This window comes from Faecalibacterium sp. An58, from assembly GCF_002161515.1.
Taxonomy (GTDB): Bacteria; Bacillota; Clostridia; order Oscillospirales; family Ruminococcaceae; genus Faecalibacterium; species Faecalibacterium avium.
In genome coordinates this window covers 36539-53772 of record NZ_NFHX01000007.1, presented here as the reverse complement: position 1 = coordinate 53772, position 17234 = coordinate 36539, and the positions used below count along the sequence as shown (strand labels likewise).

At 62.4% G+C, this 17234-nt stretch carries 13 protein-coding genes; 10 read left to right on the top strand and 3 right to left on the bottom strand.

Features of this window, described 5'->3' with window-relative positions:
• Nucleotides 1-151: 151 nt before the first annotated feature.
• Together B5G12_RS06830 and B5G12_RS06825 are read left to right on the top strand one after the other, a co-directional pair.
• Nucleotides 152-1459, top strand: a complete 1308-nt coding sequence (locus tag B5G12_RS06830; RefSeq protein WP_087230138.1) for a putative ABC transporter permease — start codon at nt 152-154, stop codon at nt 1457-1459.
• A 33-nt stretch (nt 1460-1492) separates the two neighbouring features.
• Complete coding sequence (locus B5G12_RS06825; protein WP_087324369.1) at nt 1493-2458, top strand: calcium/sodium antiporter; 966 nt, start codon at nt 1493-1495, stop codon at nt 2456-2458.
• A gap of 46 nt (nt 2459-2504) precedes the next feature.
• Here B5G12_RS06825 and B5G12_RS06820 read toward each other — a convergent pair whose 3' ends face one another.
• Nucleotides 2505-3233, bottom strand: coding sequence for a gamma-glutamyl-gamma-aminobutyrate hydrolase family protein (locus B5G12_RS06820; RefSeq protein WP_087324368.1), 729 nt, complete (start codon nt 3231-3233; stop codon nt 2505-2507).
• Between the two features lie 536 nt (nt 3234-3769).
• On the opposite strand from B5G12_RS06820, the gene B5G12_RS06815 reads away from it, so the two are divergent.
• The 5 genes from B5G12_RS06815 (at nt 3770) to rfbB (ending at nt 10149) form a co-directional block, all read left to right on the top strand.
• Nucleotides 3770-6229 carry a glycosyltransferase family 2 protein gene (locus B5G12_RS06815; protein WP_087324367.1) on the top strand — a complete coding sequence of 820 codons (2460 nt, stop codon included), beginning with the start codon at nt 3770-3772 and terminating at the stop codon, nt 6227-6229.
• A 20-nt stretch (nt 6230-6249) separates the two neighbouring features.
• A complete protein-coding gene (locus B5G12_RS06810) occupies nt 6250-7041 on the top strand; it encodes a glycosyltransferase (RefSeq protein WP_087324366.1) in 792 nt (263 codons plus the stop codon).
• Between the two features lie 184 nt (nt 7042-7225).
• Nucleotides 7226-8113: a glucose-1-phosphate thymidylyltransferase RfbA gene (gene rfbA / locus B5G12_RS06805; protein WP_087324365.1), complete on the top strand. Its 888-nt coding sequence runs from the start codon at nt 7226-7228 to the stop codon at nt 8111-8113.
• A 25-nt stretch (nt 8114-8138) separates the two neighbouring features.
• Nucleotides 8139-9053: a dTDP-4-dehydrorhamnose reductase gene (gene rfbD, locus B5G12_RS06800; RefSeq protein ID WP_087230157.1), complete on the top strand. Its 915-nt coding sequence runs from the start codon at nt 8139-8141 to the stop codon at nt 9051-9053.
• Nucleotides 9054-9084: 31 nt separating this feature from the next.
• Nucleotides 9085-10149: a dTDP-glucose 4,6-dehydratase gene (gene rfbB, locus B5G12_RS06795; protein ID WP_087324364.1), complete on the top strand. Its 1065-nt coding sequence runs from the start codon at nt 9085-9087 to the stop codon at nt 10147-10149.
• A 92-nt stretch (nt 10150-10241) separates the two neighbouring features.
• On the opposite strand, the gene B5G12_RS06790 is transcribed toward rfbB, so the two are convergent.
• Nucleotides 10242-11855, bottom strand: a complete 1614-nt coding sequence (locus B5G12_RS06790; protein WP_087324363.1) for an MBL fold metallo-hydrolase RNA specificity domain-containing protein — start codon at nt 11853-11855, stop codon at nt 10242-10244.
• A gap of 373 nt (nt 11856-12228) precedes the next feature.
• Between B5G12_RS06790 and typA the strand changes: the two genes are divergently transcribed.
• Together typA and B5G12_RS06780 are read left to right on the top strand one after the other, a co-directional pair.
• Nucleotides 12229-14052: a translational GTPase TypA gene (typA, locus tag B5G12_RS06785; RefSeq protein ID WP_087324362.1), complete on the top strand. Its 1824-nt coding sequence runs from the start codon at nt 12229-12231 to the stop codon at nt 14050-14052.
• 218 nt (nt 14053-14270) lie between these two features.
• Entirely contained in the window at nt 14271-14642 is a 372-nt protein-coding gene (locus B5G12_RS06780; RefSeq protein ID WP_087324361.1) for a helix-turn-helix domain-containing protein, read from the top strand.
• Between the two features lie 62 nt (nt 14643-14704).
• Here B5G12_RS06780 and B5G12_RS06775 read toward each other — a convergent pair whose 3' ends face one another.
• Nucleotides 14705-15688 carry a GDSL-type esterase/lipase family protein gene (locus B5G12_RS06775; RefSeq protein WP_087324360.1) on the bottom strand — a complete coding sequence of 328 codons (984 nt, stop codon included), beginning with the start codon at nt 15686-15688 and terminating at the stop codon, nt 14705-14707.
• Nucleotides 15689-15981: 293 nt separating this feature from the next.
• Between B5G12_RS06775 and B5G12_RS06770 the strand changes: the two genes are divergently transcribed.
• Nucleotides 15982-17205 (top strand): 6-phosphofructokinase, encoded by a 1224-nt coding sequence (locus tag B5G12_RS06770; protein WP_087324359.1) that lies wholly within the window; start codon nt 15982-15984, stop codon nt 17203-17205.
• The last annotated feature ends 29 nt before the right edge of the window (nt 17206-17234 follow it).

Here is a 17234-nt window from a genome sequence, read left to right as displayed (position 1 = left end):
GCCGCCCCTTTTGCACTGTTTACACTTTATTTACACAGATCGTATCCAAACGGCCTTGTATTTGCAGGCAAAATCTGCTAGGATAAATCATACTTTTTGGCGTGTTCGCATCTGTATGCGGGGTATGCTGTAAAAACCAAAGGAGGACGTCATGGAATACTCATGGTATGACCTGGTTTTGCTGTATATGGTCTACTCGTTCCTGGGCTGGGTGGCCGAAACGGTGGTAGCGGCGGCACGGGGCCGGGGCTTTGTCAAGCGGGGCTTTGCCGCAGGCCCCTTCTGTTATGTCTACGGTTTTGCCGCCGTGGTCATGACCATCGGCCTTGCGGATCTGCGCTCCTCTCTGGGATACCTGTTTTTGGGCTGCGCCCTGATCTCCACCCTGGTGGAATGGCTGGCGGCCAAACTCCTGGAGCGGCTGCACCACCGCACCTGGTGGGATTATTCCAACCACAAGTTCAACATCGACGGCTATGTCTGTCTGCCCTACTCGCTGCTGTGGGGCGTGCTGGGCTGTCTTGTCCTGCTGTGGGGCAACGACATTCTGGTGTGGGTCTTCCATCTGCTGCCCGACCTGCTGATCACCATTCTGGCCTGGGTGCTGGGCATCCTGGCCGTACTGGACCAGCTGGGCAGCGCCGCCATCATGGCCCATCAGCCCACCCGGCTGGCCCGGCTGAATCTCCAGCTGGAAAGCCAGTCCCGCACCCTCTACGACCGCATCAGCAACTGGATGGAGCGCCGCATCGAGGGCGCCTATCCTCAGGCTGCCCAGCGCTCGGCCCGCGCCGAACAGGGTCTGGGGCTGGCAGAAGTGATCTGGCTGTTCACCATCGGCTCACTGGTGGGCGATCTGGTGGAGACCATCTTCTGCTACCTGACCATACACGTCTGGATGAGCCGTTCCAGTCTGGTGTGGGGGCCCTTCAGCGTGGTGTGGGGCACCGCCCTGGTGGTGGTATCCCTGCTGCTGCCCCGCAAAAAGGACGGCAGCCCCCGCACCTCCAGCGAACTGTTTGTACTGGGTACCGTCATGGGCGGCGCCTACGAGTACATTTGCAGCGCCCTGGGCGAACTGGTCTTTGGCGTGATCTTTTGGGATTACAGCCACATCCCCTTCAACCTGGGGGGACGCATCAACCTGCTGTACTGCTTTTTCTGGGGTTTTGCAGCGGTGGCATGGGTCAAGCTGTGCTTTCCCTATGTGCTGCGCGGCATCAACTGGGTGCGCAGACACGCGGGCCGCTGGCTGACCGCCCTGGTGGGGCTGTTCATGCTGGTGAATATGGTGGTGTCGGGCCTGGCCCTGATCCGCAGCGACGCCCGTTCCAACGACATCCCCCCTGCCAACGCTCTGGACGTCTTTTTGGATGAACACTTCCCCGACGAGCGGATGAGCCAGATCTACCCCAGCGCCAAAAAGCCCGAGAACGCCGGTATCCCGGCAGATTTCTGACCCAACCATATCATGTGCTAGGAGGAAAAACCTATGCTGGTTCCTATCCTGTTGTTCTGCGTGGGGCTGGTGTGCCTGGTCAAGGGCGGGGATTGGTTTGTAGACGGGGCCGTGGGCATCGCCCGGCGGTTCCATCTGCCCGATCTGCTCATCGGGGCCACGGTGGTGTCCATCGGCACCACCCTGCCCGAAGTGATGATCTCGGCCTCCTCGGCCCTGGGCGGCCACGGCGAGATCGCCTACGGCAACGCCATCGGTTCCGTCATCTGCAATGCGGCTCTGGTGGCCGCCATCACCATCGTATTCCGCCCCGGCAAGGCGGATGCCGCCGCCCTGCGGCTGCCTGTTTTCTTCTTCTTCGGGGCCGCCGTGTTCTATGCGGCGATAGCCTATACCACCGGCTCCTTCAGCCGGGTGGTGGGCGTCATCCTTCTGGGCGTCTTTCTGGCCTATACGGCAGCCCAGGTGGCTGCCGCCCGCAAGACGCCTCAGCCCGACGCCCAGGAGCAGGACCAAGCCCCTGCGGGCAGCCTGGGGCTGGAGATCCTCAAGCTGGCTCTGGAAGCGGGCCTGATCGCCCTGGGCGCCAACCTGATGGTGGACAACGGCATCCTGATCGCCGCCGCCCTGGGCGTGCCCGAATCGGTCATCGCCCTGACAGTGGTGGCGCTGGGCACTTCCCTGCCCGAACTGGCCACCGCCATTACTTCTCTGGTCAAAGGGCACAGCGCCCTTTCGCTGGGCAATGTCATCGGCGCAAACCTGTTCAATCTGGTGCTGGTGAGCGGCGTCTCGGTGACGCTGGCCCCCTTCGGCATCCCTGAGAACGCAGTCATCGCCGGGCACAACGCCTCGCTGGTACTGGACCTGCCCGTGATGTTCCTGGTGATGGTGCTGCTGGTCGTTCCGCCCCTGCTCAAAGGCAAGCTGTACCGCTGGCAGGGTGTGGCCCTGCTGGCCCTCTATGCCGGCTACTGCGCCATCCAGTTCACCCTGTAAGAAATATAGACCCCGCACTGTGCCCAGCACAGTGCGGGGTTTTTCGTCAAACCGTCGTTCCGTTCTCTTTTTTGCAGCTGTCCACAAAGGCGGCGAACAGCCTGCGGCTGTCCTCGCTGACCTGGTAGCTGTTTTCCGGGTGCCACTGCACCGCCCACACGAAAGGCCGACCGGGCATCCACACCGCTTCCACCAGGCCCTCCTCCGAGTAAGCCATGGCTTCCAGCCCGGGGGCCAGCGCCTTGACCGCCTGATGATGGCGGCTGGTGACCTCCGTCTCCTCTTTTCCCAGCAATGCGGCCAGCGGGCTGCCGGGCACAATGGATACCCGGTGGCAGGGCCGGTCGTAGGGGGGCTTCTGTTCGTGGGCGGCGGCGTCCATCTGTTTTTGGCTGGCCAGGTCCTGCCAGAGGGAGCCTCCCAGCGCCACATTGATCAGCTGGATGCCCCGGCAGATCCCAAATATCGGCTTGCCTGCCTCCAGTGCGGTCCGGAACAGCCGCAGCTCCATCTCATCCCGGCGGGGCACCACCAGTCCGCAGGCGGGCAGCTTCTCCTCTCCATAGAAGGCGGGCGCCACATCCGGCCCTCCGGTGAACAAAACGCCGTCGCACAGCGCTGTCAGCTGCGCCAGATCGTCCGGGTCCCCGGTCAGGGGCAGCATCAGAGGCAGGGCTCCTGCCTGCTCCAGCGCATCGAAATAAGGGGGCATCATCCAATAGCTGTCCCGCTCCACATCCACCAACGGCACAAGTCCAATGACCGGTTTTTTCATATCCTGTACTTCCCTTCCCAATCATAATAAAAAGACAGCGTGTCCCGTATGGACACCGCTGTCCTGCCCAAAGTATACCACCATCCCACCTGCAAGGCAAGAATTTTCAGCGTGTCGAAAAACGACACGCTCCAGGGGGAACCCATTTCTGCCCGCAGTCGCGGGACAGAAATTCCTTCCCCCTGGTGGTTGCGGTGCCCTGTTTTCGCGGCGCGCCACGGCGGGCGCTTGCGAAAAGCAGACCGCAGCCCCTGCTCCGCTTCGGCTGTTTCGTCCGCAGGACGCGCCTCAGCTTCGCAGTCCCTGGGGACAAAATTTGGCGCTGAACCGCGCACTCGCCGCAAAGCGGCTCGCACACTCTCAGCGCCAAATTTCCCTGTATGTGTCCCGTCCATCCGCACATGTCAGCTGGACGGGACTTTTTTGACAGTCTGATTTGTTCAAATGCTTCTCAAACAGGGAAAAATCTGCTATACTAATATAATTGATGATACAGGCCGGCGTATGCCCGGCCGGATAGGATGGAGAGCGACAAGATGCAGAGTGCAGCAGATTTGACAAAGCAGGAACAGCAGCGCAGGCAGCGCCAACTGGCCCGTCTGATCCAGCCCGAGTTCAACCCCCAGCGGGTGCTGGTGCTGGGCGACCAGGGCCTGGCCGCCGCGCTGCAGGCTTTGCAGGTGGAGGCCTGGGGCCTGGCAGAGGGCAAGGGTCCTGCCCTGCCGGACAGCTGGCCCCAAAGCTATGACCTGGTGGTGGTGCAGGGGTCTGATGTCCCTGTGCCGCCCGCTTTGCCGGGCAGCCGGGTACTTTTTTTGGCGGCGGAGCCCGAGGAGCCTTCTGCCCTGCCTGCCTGGGCGCCTGCTCTGGCCCAGGGCGGCCTGCAGCGGGATTTCAGCTGGAAGAGCTGGGGCTTGTTGTCGGGGGCGGCCCTCTACCGCCCCGGCAGTGAGGACGCTGCCGGCCTTGCCCAGGGCTATGAAGAAGCCATGGAGGTCCTGCGGCTCCGTCTCGACCGGGCCGAACAGAGCTGCCGGGACTACCAGAAGCTGACCGAGCACCAGCGCAGCGAACTGAGCGCCGCCCACCAGCACGAGCAGCAGCTGGAAGGCGCGCTGAGCAGCGTCACCGGCTCCCACTGCTGGAAGCTGACCTGGCCTGTCCGCTACCTCATCAGCAAGGGGCGCGCTTTGTGGCACAGCTTCCCCCTGTTCGTGCTGCTGGCCCAGCTGCGTCAGGATGGCCTGGCCGGCCTGCGCCAGCGCCGCCAGGACCGCCGCTATTACGAGGAGAACTTCCCCGGTCAGACCTTCCGGGCCGCACGGCTGGCCCCGGTGGAACTGCTGGTCCGCCAGTCCAAAACCCAGCCCCAGGGCCCCCTGATCAGCATTGTGGTGCCCCTGTACAACACCCCCCTGCCCTTCCTGACCGAGCTGCTGGATTCGGTGGTCAACCAGACCTACCGCAACTGGGAGCTGTGCCTGGTGGATGCAGGCCAGGACGAAAAGGTGGGGCAGGCTGTGGCCGCCCGCATGGCCCAGGACAGCCGCATCCGCTACCAGAAGCTGGCCAAAAACGACGGCATCGCGGGCAACACCAACGCAGGCTTTGCTTTGGCCAGGGGCGAGTACATCGCCCTGCTGGACCACGACGATATCCTGCATCCCTGCGCTTTGTGGTATGCAGCCCAGGCCATCGTCCAGGAGGGGGCCGATTTCGTCTACACCGACGAGGTGACCTTCGAGGGCAAGGTGGAGAATACCACCCTCTATCATCTCAAGCCCGACTTCATGCTGGATAACCTGCGGGCCAACAACTATATCTGCCACCTGTCCGTCTTCCAGGCCGCTTTGCTGCAGGCCGCAGGCGGGGGTGAGCGGGGCGAATACAACGGCAGCCAGGACTACGACCTCTACCTGCGGCTGACCGAGCAGGCACAGAAGATCGTCCACATCCCCCATGTGCTGTATTACTGGCGCTCCAGCCCCACCAGCGTGGCCAGCGGCATCGAGGCCAAGACCTACTGCATCGAGGCCGCCATCAAAGCCCTCTATGCCCACTATGCCCGTCTGGGCGTGGCGGTGGACGAGGTATCCATGATCCCCGATACACCGGGCTTTTATAAAACCGACTACACCATCCAGCGCCCCGGCCTGGTCAGCATCCTGATCCCCAGCTGCGACCACGCCAAGGACTTGCGCACCTGCGTGGATTCCATCTACGCCAAGACCACCTATCCCCACTTTGAGATCATCGTCATCGAGAACAACTCGAAGGAGGAGGAGACCTTCCGCACCTACGAGCGGCTGGAGCGCCAGCATCCCGACAGCTTCCGGGTGGTGCGCTGGGAGGGCACCGGCTTCAATTACAGCGCCCTGAACAATTTCGGGGCCAGGTTCGCCCAGGGCGAATACCTGCTGCTGCTCAACAACGACACCGAGGTCATCACCCCCCGCTGGCTGGAGGAGATGGTCATGTTTGCCCAGCAGGAGCGGATCGGCTGCGTGGGCGCCAAGCTCCTCTACCCCGACGACACCATCCAGCATGCGGGCCTGGGCTTCGGCTACCTGACGCTGGCAGCCCATATGCACAAGAACTTCCCGGTGGCCAATCCCGGCTACATGGGCCGGCTGATCTACGCCCACGATGTCTACGGGGTCACAGGGGCCTGCCTGATGATCCGCCGCGCCCTCTACGAGGAGGTGGGCGGCCTGGACGAAAGCTTTGCGGTGGCCTTCAACGACGTAGATTTCTGCGTGCGGGTCCACAAGGCAGGGTATCAGAACCTGTTCACCCCCTTCGCCATGCTGTACCACTACGAGAGCAAGAGCCGCGGCCTGGACGAAAGCCCCGAAAAGCGGGCCCGTTTCGTCTCGGAGGTCACCCGGTTCCAGACCCGCTGGAAGGCCGAACTGGCCGCCGGGGACCCCTGCCTGAACCCCAACTTTGACATCGACCGGGACGACTTCCGCATCAAGCTGCAGCCCCTGGAATGACCGAAAGAGAGGGCCGTGCATTGAATCTTTCTGCGTGTATCGTCACCTACAACGACCAGACCGAGGCGCTGAAGGCTGCCGCCTCGGTGCTGGCCCATACCCGGCGCCACCCGCTGGCCCTGTACCTGGTGGACAACGCCAGCCCGGACGGCACCGGCCGCGCCCTCGAACAGGCTGTGGCCAGCGGCGCGCTGCGGCCGGGACCGGAACAGTCGGTGCAGGTGATCTGCCGCCGGCGCAACGGCGGTTTCGGGGCCGGGCACAACACCGTCCTGGACAGCCTTGCCAGCGACTATCACTTCATCCTCAACCCCGATATCCTGCTCACGGCCGACACCCTGTCCGACCTGGCCGAGTGGATGGAGGCACGGCCCCAGGTGGTGATGGCCCGGCCCGGCCTCTGCTTTCCCGACGGGCGGCCCCAGGTGCTGCCCCTGCGCCGGTGCAGCCTGCGGGCCATGGTCTACCGGCAGCTGAGCTTTCTCACTTTTTTGAAAAAGTACAACGACGCCTATGTGATGGCGGGCGAGGACCTGACCCAACCCCGGCAGATCGAGTTCTGCACCGGCAGCTTTGCGGCGGTGCGCACCGCCGATTTTGTGGCTGCGGGCGGCTTTGACGAGAAATACTTCATGTATGTGGAGGACGCCGATCTGACCCAGAAGATGCTGCGCCGGGGGCAGGTGTGGCTGGCCCCCCAGTTCACCGCGGTCCATGTGTGGCACCGGGCGGCCCACCGCAGCCTGGGCCCCATGTTCTGGCAGGCCCGCAGCCTCTGCCGCTACTTTGCCAAGTGGGGGTTCCGGCTGTGAGGCAGACGGTTGCTTTTTTGCCCCCGGACGTGTAAAATAAACATGAGGCCCTCCGGCGGACGCCAGGGCGGCCTCCCCTCTTTTGTTTACAGCGGACGCAGCTTCCGCTTTGTGTTCCGGCGCGGGCCATTGCCCCGCCTGAGAGCTGCACAACTTTTGCAACTATAAAAGGAGTGCACGTGTAATGAAAGGCATTATTCTTGCCGGCGGCGCCGGCACCAGGCTTTATCCTCTGACCATGGTCACCAGCAAACAGCTGCTGCCGGTCTACGACAAGCCCATGATCTACTACCCCCTGTCCACCCTGATGCTGGCGGGCATCCAGGATATCCTCATCATCTCCACCCCGGTGGATACCCCCCGCTTTGAGGCGCTGCTGGGGGACGGCAGCCAGTACGGCATCCACCTGCAGTACAAGGTGCAGCCCTCCCCCGACGGCCTGGCCCAGGCTTTTATTCTGGGTGAGGAGTTCATCGGCGGGGACTGCTGCGCCATGATCCTGGGGGACAATATCTTCTATGGCAACGGCTTCTCCCGCATCCTCAAGAATGCGGTGCACAACGCCGAGGCCAATGGCCGCTGCACCGTCTTTGGCTATTACGTCCAGGACCCCGAGCGGTTCGGCATCGTGGAGTTTGACGAAAACGGCAAGGTGCTGAGCGTGGAGGAAAAGCCCGAACACCCCAAGAGCAACTACGCCGTCACCGGCCTGTACTTCTACAACAGCAAGGTGGCCGAAATGGCAAAACAGGTCAAGCCTTCGGCCCGGGGCGAGCTGGAGATCACCACCCTGAACGATATGTACCTCAAACAGGACGAGCTGGACGTCCAGCTGCTGGGCCGCGGCTTTGCCTGGCTGGACACCGGTACCATGGACAGTCTGGTGGATGCGGCAGACTTTGTGCGTATGATCGAAAAGCGCCAGGGCATCAAGATCAGCGCCCCGGAGGAGATCGCCTTCAAATACGGCTGGATCAGCCGGGAGAAGCTGCTGGAATCCGCCGAGCGGTACGGCAAGTCCCCCTACGGCGTCCACCTGAAGAACGTGGCCGACGGCAAGCTGCGCTACTGATCACTTCACAGATGGGAGGCATCGTATGAAAATCATTGTCACCGGCTGCAAGGGGCAGCTGGGCACCGAGATCATCAAGCAGCTGCGGGAAGGCCGGAGCGAGATCGGCCCCATCCCCGAAAAGCTGCTCAACGCCACCGTCATCGCGGTGGATCTGCCGGAGCTGGATATTTCCAACTACAAGGCGGTGGACGACTTTGTCCGCCGGTACAAACCCGATGTGATCATCAACTGCGCCGCCTACACCAACGTGGACGGCTGCGAGACCAACCACGACGCCGCCTACAAGGCCAACGCCCTGGGCCCCCGCAACCTGGCCCAGGCCGCCGAGAAGATGGGTTCCCGGCTGGTGCACGTCTCCACCGACTATGTCTTTTCGGGCCGGGAGAACGGCGGCATCCCCCAGGATGAAGCCTGCCTGCCCGATCCCATCAGCGCTTACGGTTCCACCAAGCTGATGGGTGAAAAATACGTCCAGCGTTTCTGCCACCGGCACTTCATCGTGCGCACCGCCTGGCTGTACAGCTACTATGGCAAGAACTTTGTCAAGACCATCGTGAACGCCGGCAAAAAATACGGCAAGCTGGAGGTGGTCAACGACCAGCTGGGCAACCCCACCAATGCGGTGGACCTGGCCCACGAGCTGCTGCAGCTGTGCGTCACCCACGAGTACGGGCTGTACCACTGCACCGGCGAGGGCATCTGCAGCTGGTACGACTTTGCCTGCGAGATCATCCGTCTGGCGGGCGTGGACGCCACCGTGTCCCCCTGCACCAGCGCCGAGTACAAGGCCAAACATCCCGACAGCGCCGACCGCCCTCACTGGAGCGCCCTGGACAACCGTGCCCTGCGCTGCTCGGTGGGAAACCGGGTGCGTCCCTGGCAGGAGGCCCTGGCCTGCTTCTTTGCCCATTGGGACGGCGAAAACGGCATGAAATGATCCTGCGATGGAATTGAGGAAAGAAACGTTTATGAAGAAATATCTTATCACCGGCTGCGCCGGCTTTATCGGCTCCAACTTCGTCTATTATATGCTGAAAAAGCACCAGGACATCCTGCTGGTCAACCTGGACAAGCTGACCTATGCAGGCAACCTGGAAAATCTCAAGGGGGTGGAAGGCGACCCCCGCCACGTCTTTGTGCAGGGAGACATCTGCGACAAGGAGCTGGTGGAAAAGCTGTTCGCCCAGTATGACTTCGATTACGTCATCAACTTTGCCGCCGAGAGCCATGTGGACCGCAGCATCGCCAACCCCGAGATCTTTGTCCAGACCAACGTGATGGGCACCGTCAACCTGCTGCAGCGCGCCAAAGAGGCCTGGTACGATCCTGCCGCCCGGACCTGGAAAGAGGGCAAGAAGTACCTGCAGGTCTCCACCGACGAGGTATACGGCGCACTGGGAGCCGAGGGCTATTTCACCGAGACCACTCCCCTGTGCCCCCACAGCCCCTACTCCTCCAGCAAGGCCAGCGCCGATCTGTTCGTCATGGCCTTCCATGACACCTACGGCATGCCGGTCAACATCACCCGCTGCTCCAACAACTATGGCCCCTACCAGTTCCCCGAGAAGCTGATCCCCCTGATGATCAACAACGTCAAGCACCACAAGTCCCTGCCCGTCTACGGGGACGGGATGCAGATCCGGGACTGGCTGTATGTGGAGGACCACTGCAAAGCCATCGACATGGTAGCCACCGGCGGCAAGGTGGGCGAGGTGTACAATGTGGGCGGCCACAACGAGCGGCCCAACATCTTCATCGTCAAGACCATCATCAGCCAGCTGCACGACCGGCTGCAGGATGAGGGCATCAGCGAGGCGCTGATCCAGCATGTGGCCGACCGCCTGGGTCATGACCGCCGCTACGGCATCGACCCCGCCAAGATCAAGAACGATCTGGGCTGGTATCCCGAGACCCCCTTTGAAAAGGGTATCGTGCTGACCATCGACTGGTATCTGTCCCACCAGGAGTGGATGGACAACGTCACCAGCGGCAGTTACCAGAAATACTACGAGGAAATGTACAAAAACAAGTGATCCTTGCCCGCCGGCCGGGTCATGCCTGAACGGAACACAAAGCCCCCGTTTCCCTTTTGGGAGACGGGGGCTGTTTTATATCTGCGGGGGCATCAGCGGTCCCACTTGTCGCACAGGGCGTTGATCTGATCCGCAAACTTGGCCAGATCTTTGTTGGCGCCGCCCTCGTTGTGCTCGATCACCTGCATCAGGCGGCGGCCTGCGGCCACCAGCCGCTGGAATACGGCGGCCGCCCGGCTGAGGGCAGGCGCCGTGGAGACCCGGGCAGAGGTGCGTTCCCGGCTGCCCTCGTTCAGGCAGACTGCGCCGTCCGCGCCCAGCGCCCACTGGGCCCCGTTGTAGGGAGCGCAGGCCGTATAGCCCAGCCCCTGCAGGGTAGCGACGAACTGGTCCTCCACAGCGTCATCTCCGTGGTTGACGAACACGCGGCGGGGTTTTGGCTCAAAGGAGCCGATCCATTGCAGCAGGCCCTCCCGGTCGGCATGGCCCGACATACCGCCGATCTGGGCGATCTCGGCCTTTACCTCGATCTCCTCGCCAAACAGCTTGACCCCGTCGATGCCGTCGATCAGGGCGCGGCCCAGGGTGCCCACCGCCTGGTAGCCCACAAACAGGATGGTGCATTCCTTGCGCCACAGGTTGTGCTTGAGGTGGTGGCGGATGCGGCCCGCGTCGCACATACCGCTGGCCGAGATGATCACCTTGGGGATGGTGTCGGTGTTGATCAAACGGGACTCGTCGCTGGTGACGCTGACCCGCAGCCCCGGGAAGGTGATGGGGTCCACCCCTGCCGCCAGCAGGGCCCGGGTCTCCTGGTCAAAACAGGACGCATCGGTGTCCCGGAAAATACGGGTGGCCTCGATGGCCAGAGGGCTGTCGATGTACACCGGGAAGTTATCGTGGCCTTTCACCAGCCCTTTGGCTTTGATCTCCCGCATGAAGTACAGCAGCTCCTGGGTGCGGCCCACCGCAAAGCTGGGGATGACCACATTGCCGCCCCGGTCAAAGGTGCGCTGCAAAATATCGGTCAGCTGGCGGACGTAGTCGGGACGGGGCGGATGGCTGCGGTCCCCGTAGGTGGACTCCATGATCACATAGTCCGCCTCGGTCAGATAGGTGGGGTCCTTCAGGATGGGCTGATGCAGGTTGCCGATGTCCCCCGAAAAGACCAGTTTGGTGGTCTCGGTCCCCTCGGTCACCCACAGCTCGATGCTGGCCGAACCCAGCAGGTGGCCCACATCGGTAAAGCGGGCCTCCAGCCCCGGGGCCAGCTGGATCTTTTGGCCGTAGTCCACCCCTTTGAACAGGCGGACGGCCGCCTCGGCGTCCGCCACCGTATAATCCGGCTCCACCGGGGGCAAGCCGGCCCGGGTGTTCTTGCGGGTCTTCCACTCGGCTTCCGACTCCTGGATGTGGGCCGAGTCACGCAGCATGATGTCGCACAGGCGGCAGGTGGGCCTGGTGGCGTAGATCTTGCCCGCATAGCCCTGTTTGGCCAGCAGGGGCAGATGGCCGCTGTGGTCGATGTGGGCGTGGGTCAGCAGCACGCCGTCGATCTGCTCCACCGGGATGGGCAGGGGCTGGTTCTCATAGACGTCCTTGCCCTGCTCCATACCGCAGTCGATCAAAATGTGCAGCCCCCCTGTCTCCAGCAGGGTGCAGCTGCCTGTCACCTCATGGTTTGCGCCTAAAAATGTCAGCTTCATACGAGGATACCTCCCTGTGCTCCGGTGTGTCCGGCGCATAGGGCGCATCTGAGATCGCTTTCGCACGGTCCGTTTTTGCCAAAAAGCGCAGCCTCGTCCCCTTGCGTGCACTCCCTTGCGGCGCATGGTCCGGTCTTTTGGACGATCCAGATACACCCTGGTCTTGTACAAATGGTTCTGATCTTATTATAGCATAGCCGGGGCTTCATTTCCCGCCCAAAATCGGGGGCAGAATCCGTCAAAACGCCGAAACAGCGGACAATATTTTAGATAACCTTGACAAAGCCCCGGTTCTGAATTAAACTTATAGGGTTGAAGTTTATCGGTCACGCAGACAGTGGCCGATCTGCATCGTATAGAGAGGTTTGATTTTATGATTCGTAACGACCTGCGCAATGTGGCCATCATCGCCCATGTTGACCACGGTAAGACCACCCTGGTGGACGCCATGCTCCGCCAGAGCGGCGCTTTCCGTGACAACCAGGTGGTGGCCGAGCGCGTGATGGACAGCGGCGATATCGAGCGGGAGCGCGGCATCACCATCCTGGCCAAGAACTGTTCCTGCACCTACAAGGGCGTCAAGATCAACATTGTGGATACCCCGGGCCACGCCGACTTTGGCGGCGAAGTGGAGCGCGTGCTGAAGATGGTCAACGGCGTCGTTCTGCTGGTGGATGCCGCCGAGGGCTGCATGCCCCAGACCCGCTTTGTGCTGCAGAAGGCTTTGCAGCAGAACCTGAGCCTGGTGGTGGTCATCAACAAGATCGACCGCCCCGACGCCCGTATCAAGGAAGTGGTGGACGAGGTGCTGTATCTGCTGATGGATCTGGGTGCCTCGGACGAGCAGCTGGAGTGCCCCATGGTCTACTGCTGCGGCCGCGCCGGCACCGCCAGCCTGGACCCCGATGTCCCCGGCAGCGACCTGGTGCCCCTGTTCGACACCATCCTGGATACCATCCAGCCCCCCGAAGGCGACCCGGAAGCCCCCTTCCAGATGCTGGTATCCTCCATCGATTACAACGACTTCGTGGGCCGCATCGGCATCGGCCGCATCCAGAACGGCACCTGCCGTGTGGGCGAGGAAGTGGTGGTCTGCGACTGGCATGATCCCTCGGTGAACATGAAGGGCCGCCTGACCAAGCTGTATGACTTCCAGGCCAACGGCCGGGTGCCCTGCGACAACATCACCGCCGGTGACATCGTGGCCTTCTCGGGCCTGCCTGACGTGACCATCGGCAACACCCTGTGCGCCCCTTCCAAGGTGGAGCCCCTGCCCTTTGTCAAGATCAACGACCCCACTGTGGAGATGACCTTCTCGGTCAACGACAGCCCCCTGGCCGGCCGGGAGGGCAAGTACGTCACCAGCCGCCAGCTGCGGGACCGCCTGCACCGCGAGCTGCTGAAGGACGTGGCTCTGCGGGTGGAGGACTCTGCCACCACCGATTCCTTCCGGGTGATGGGCCGCGGCGAGATGCATCTGTCCATCCTGATCGAGACCATGCGCCGGGAAGGCTACGAGCTGCAGGTGTCTCCCCCGCACGTCCTGACCAAGGTCATCGACGGCAAGACCTACGAGCCCATGGAGCAGGTTGTGATCGACGTGCCCACCCAGTACCAGGGCGCCGTCATGACCGGCCTGGGCCAGCGCAAGGCCGTCCTGCAGCAGATGGACGCCCTGGGCGACAGCCGGGTGCGTCTGGTGTTCCGTATGCCCAGCCGCGGCCTGTTCGGCTACCGCAACCAGTTCCTCACCGACACCCACGGCGAGGGCGTCATCAACCAGATCTTTGACGGCTATGACCTGTGGGCCGGTATGATCACCAACCGTTCCACCGGCTCCCTGGTCAGCTTCGAGACCGGCGATTCGGTCACCTACGGTCTGTACAACGCCCAGCAGCGCGGTACCCTGCTGATCGGACCCGGCGAGAAGGTCTATGAGGGGATGGTCATCGGCTATACCCCCACCGGCGAGGACGTGGACGTCAACGTCTGCAAGACCAAGCACCTGACCAACACCCGCGCTTCCGGCTCGGATGACGCGCTGCGCCTGGTGCCCATCAGCCGTCTGAGCCTGGAGGGCTGCCTGGAGTTCCTGGCCCCCGACGAGCTGCTGGAGGTCACCCCCAAGAGCCTGCGCATCCGCAAGCAGATCCTGAACCACGAGCAGCGGATGAAGGCCCGCAGCCGCAACAAGTGATCCTATAAGCAACACGCTGCCGGGAGGCCCCAAAAGGGCCTCCCGGTTTTTGCGTCCGGACCTCCGCCCTGTCTTTTTCTGCCTGCGGGAATGGAATTTCCGCCCTGTTATGTCCGGTTGACAAATTGCCAACCATGGTTGCTTGTCAAAAAAGGGCCTTTCTGGCATACTGAACTTGCGGCCGCACCCCACTTTACCCGCAAACAAGGAGGCAAACCATGCAGTTCAACGAAAAACTCACCAGCCTGCGCAAATCCATGGGCCTGTCCCAGGAGGAGCTGGGCGCAGAGCTGAAAGTATCCCGCCAGACCATCTCAAAATGGGAGTCGGCCCAGTCCTACCCCGACTTTCAGCGGCTGGTCCTGCTCAGCGACTATTTTGGCCTGACCCTGGACGAACTGGTCCGGGATGTGGACGTGGCTGACGTGCGGGCCAAAAATCTCAGCAGCGAAAAACTGGATTCCATCTACAGTGACGTGGGCATCGCCAAAAAATTCATCAAGTGGTATCTCATCATCGCCGGTACAGGCGCTGTGGTGGTGCTTTTGGTGCTGCTGTCCTTTGCCCTGCGCGCTGTCTTTGTCTGGTAGCATCCAGCCAAAAAGCCCCGGAAGGCCCATCCAAAGGCTTTCCGAGGCTTTTTCTATATCGCTCAGCCTGCAGAAGCGTAGGCGCTGCCGGGAGTCCAGGGGCTGTCGGCGGCGTAGCGGGTATGGCTGCGCAGGTAGTTGACCCAGGCGCCATAGCCGTTGCCCGCCGACAGGTGCACCCCGTCGGGGGCGGCGCAGACCGCTTTCAGGTTGCCTTCGCCGTCGGCCAGAGCCTCCCACAGATCCAGATAGACGCAGCCCTTGCTGTGGGCCAGCTGGGCCAGCTGCTCGTTCACCGCCCGCAGGTTGTCGCTGGACAGGCCGGGCCGCTGGGCTACCGCCTCGGGCCGTACTGGCGGGATGGACTGGACGTAGATGACGCAGTCAGGGCCCAACGTCTCCCGCAGCGCGTCCAGCATGGCCCCGTAATAGGTCAGGAAGCGGTCCTCTGCACCGGCGGTGGTCAGGGTGTTGGTGCCCAGCAGGATATACAGCTTTTTGGGCTGGGCCGCCGCCAGCACGTCCAGGGCCACCTCATCCCCGCGGGTCATATGGTTGACCGTCATCCGATTGACGATGGTGTCGGGGCCTGCTCCGGTATAGCCGCAGACCAGCGCGCCGCCCAGGTTGATGCTGTAATCGGTGAAGCCCACCGTCAGACTGTCCCCCAGGAAAGCGGCGTCGGCAAAGTAGCTCAGGTCCACCTGGCCGGTGGCGGGCTGGCGGATGACGCTGCTGTCATAGGCCAGCACGGTGTAGCTGCCCGCGCTCTGCCGGGCCGGGCCGAACTGCAGGACCTGGGCAGTCCCCGCTCCCCCCTCGCCCGGCTGCATGGGCAGGGGCGCCAGGATCCCCTCCACCGTGCCGGTGGACAGGATCTCCTCCTGCGGAGGGGCTGCCTCCTGCTGGGCCGTCTGGAGGATGGCGGTGATGGCCAGCGACAGCAGCAGAATGGCCGCCACGCACAGCAGCACTTTCAGCTTGGTATGAGCGCCCTGCTGCCGGGCCCGGCGGCGGGCGTAGTTGTAATCATGTGAAATACCCATGGCACTTTTGTTCTCCCGAAGTATTTGCCCTGTCAGGGCAGCTTTGACTTTTGTAGAAGTACACTGATTCTATCATAAAATTTTTCGCTCTGCAACCAACTTGGGTCTTGCATACAACGCTTGAAACGGTTACAATAGAAACAGGGCAAAAACCATGCAATCTGGCAAAAAGACTCTCCACCCGGGGCGGTTTTTTTATGCCGGTTGCGGGCGTTTTGCCGGCCGGGGCGGCGCAGTGCAGGGCCCGCCCCAGCCTCAAACCACCTCCACGCATGATAAGAAGGAGCTATTCTATGAGCAAAAACGTGATCGTAGGCCAATCCGGCGGCCCCACTGCCGTCATCAATTCCAGTCTGGCCGGCGTCTACAAGACGGCCCGCAGCCTGGGAGCCGACAAGGTGTACGGCATGAAGTACGGCATTGAGGGCCTGCTGAAGGAAGAGCTGGTGGATCTGGACATCCTGCTGGATGACCGGATGAGCATTGAACTGCTCAAGCGCACCCCCTCCAGCTTTTTGGGCAGCTGCCGGTACAAACTGCCCGACCCCGAACAGGACACCACCCCCTATGTGCAGCTGTTCACCCTCTTTGACAAGTATGACATCTGTGCAGTCTTTTATATCGGCGGCAACGATTCGATGGACACCATTGCCAAGCTGAGCCGCTATGGTCAGCGGATGGGCAGCGACGTGCGGTTCATCGGCGTGCCCAAAACCATCGACAACGACCTGTGCCTGACCGACCATACCCCGGGCTATGGTTCGGCGGCCAAGTACATCGCCACCATCCTGAAGGAAGTCATCCGGGATTCCTCGGTCTACAACATCCGCAGCGTCACCGTGGCCGAGATCATGGGCCGGCACGCCGGCTGGCTGGCCGGCGCCGCCTGCCTGGCTGCCGGCGAGGACTGCGACGGTCCCGATATGATCCTGCTGCCCGAGGTCCCCTTCAACCAGGAGCTGTTTTTGAAAAAGGTAGATGAGCTGCAGCGGCGGAAGTCCAACGTCATCATCGCGGCCAGCGAGGGCGTCCGCACGGCTGACGGCACCTACCTGTGTGACCTGGTCTCCACGGCGGGCCAGCTGGATGCCTTTGGCCACAAGGCCATCCTCAGCGGCACCAGCCGGTATCTGTCTGAGCTGATCCACCAGAACCTGGGCTGCAAGAGCCGGGCCATCGAGTTCTCCACGCTGCAGCGCTGCGCCAGCCATCTGGCCAGCCGCACCGACGTCACCGAGGCTTATGCTGCCGGGGGCGCCGCCGCTGCTGCGGCCTTTGCCGGGGAGAGCGGCCGGATGATCGCCCTGCGGCGTCTGTCCGGTGCGCCCTATCAGTGCATCACCGAGTCGGTGGATGTGCAGCAGGTGGCCAACCTGGAAAAGAAGGTCCCCCTGGAGTGGATCTCCCCCGACGGGATGCACGTGACTGCCAGCTTTGAGGAGTATGCCCGCCCCCTGATCCTGGACGAGCTGACCCCCATCTATGTCAACGGCACCCCCCGCCACGTACATATGTGATCCAGCCCTTTTGACCCCTCTTTTGGCCG

Excerpts from the sequence above, each read along its gene's own strand:
- B5G12_RS06820 (WP_087324368.1), bottom strand. The coding sequence starts at position 3,233 with ATGAAAAAACCGGTCATTGGACTTGTGCCGTTGGTGGATGTGGAGCGG.
- B5G12_RS06770 (WP_087324359.1), top strand. The coding sequence starts at position 15,982 with ATGAGCAAAAACGTGATCGTAGGCCAATCCGGCGGCCCCACTGCCGTC.
- B5G12_RS06775 (WP_087324360.1), bottom strand. The coding sequence starts at position 15,688 with ATGGGTATTTCACATGATTACAACTACGCCCGCCGCCGGGCCCGGCAG.
- B5G12_RS06815 (WP_087324367.1), top strand. The coding sequence starts at position 3,770 with ATGCAGAGTGCAGCAGATTTGACAAAGCAGGAACAGCAGCGCAGGCAG.
- B5G12_RS06790 (WP_087324363.1), bottom strand. The coding sequence starts at position 11,855 with ATGAAGCTGACATTTTTAGGCGCAAACCATGAGGTGACAGGCAGCTGC.
- B5G12_RS06825 (WP_087324369.1), top strand. The coding sequence starts at position 1,493 with ATGCTGGTTCCTATCCTGTTGTTCTGCGTGGGGCTGGTGTGCCTGGTC.
- rfbA (WP_087324365.1), top strand. The coding sequence starts at position 7,226 with ATGAAAGGCATTATTCTTGCCGGCGGCGCCGGCACCAGGCTTTATCCT.
- rfbB (WP_087324364.1), top strand. The coding sequence starts at position 9,085 with ATGAAGAAATATCTTATCACCGGCTGCGCCGGCTTTATCGGCTCCAAC.
- B5G12_RS06780 (WP_087324361.1), top strand. The coding sequence starts at position 14,271 with ATGCAGTTCAACGAAAAACTCACCAGCCTGCGCAAATCCATGGGCCTG.
- B5G12_RS06830 (WP_087230138.1), top strand. The coding sequence starts at position 152 with ATGGAATACTCATGGTATGACCTGGTTTTGCTGTATATGGTCTACTCG.
- typA (WP_087324362.1), top strand. The coding sequence starts at position 12,229 with ATGATTCGTAACGACCTGCGCAATGTGGCCATCATCGCCCATGTTGAC.
- rfbD (WP_087230157.1), top strand. The coding sequence starts at position 8,139 with ATGAAAATCATTGTCACCGGCTGCAAGGGGCAGCTGGGCACCGAGATC.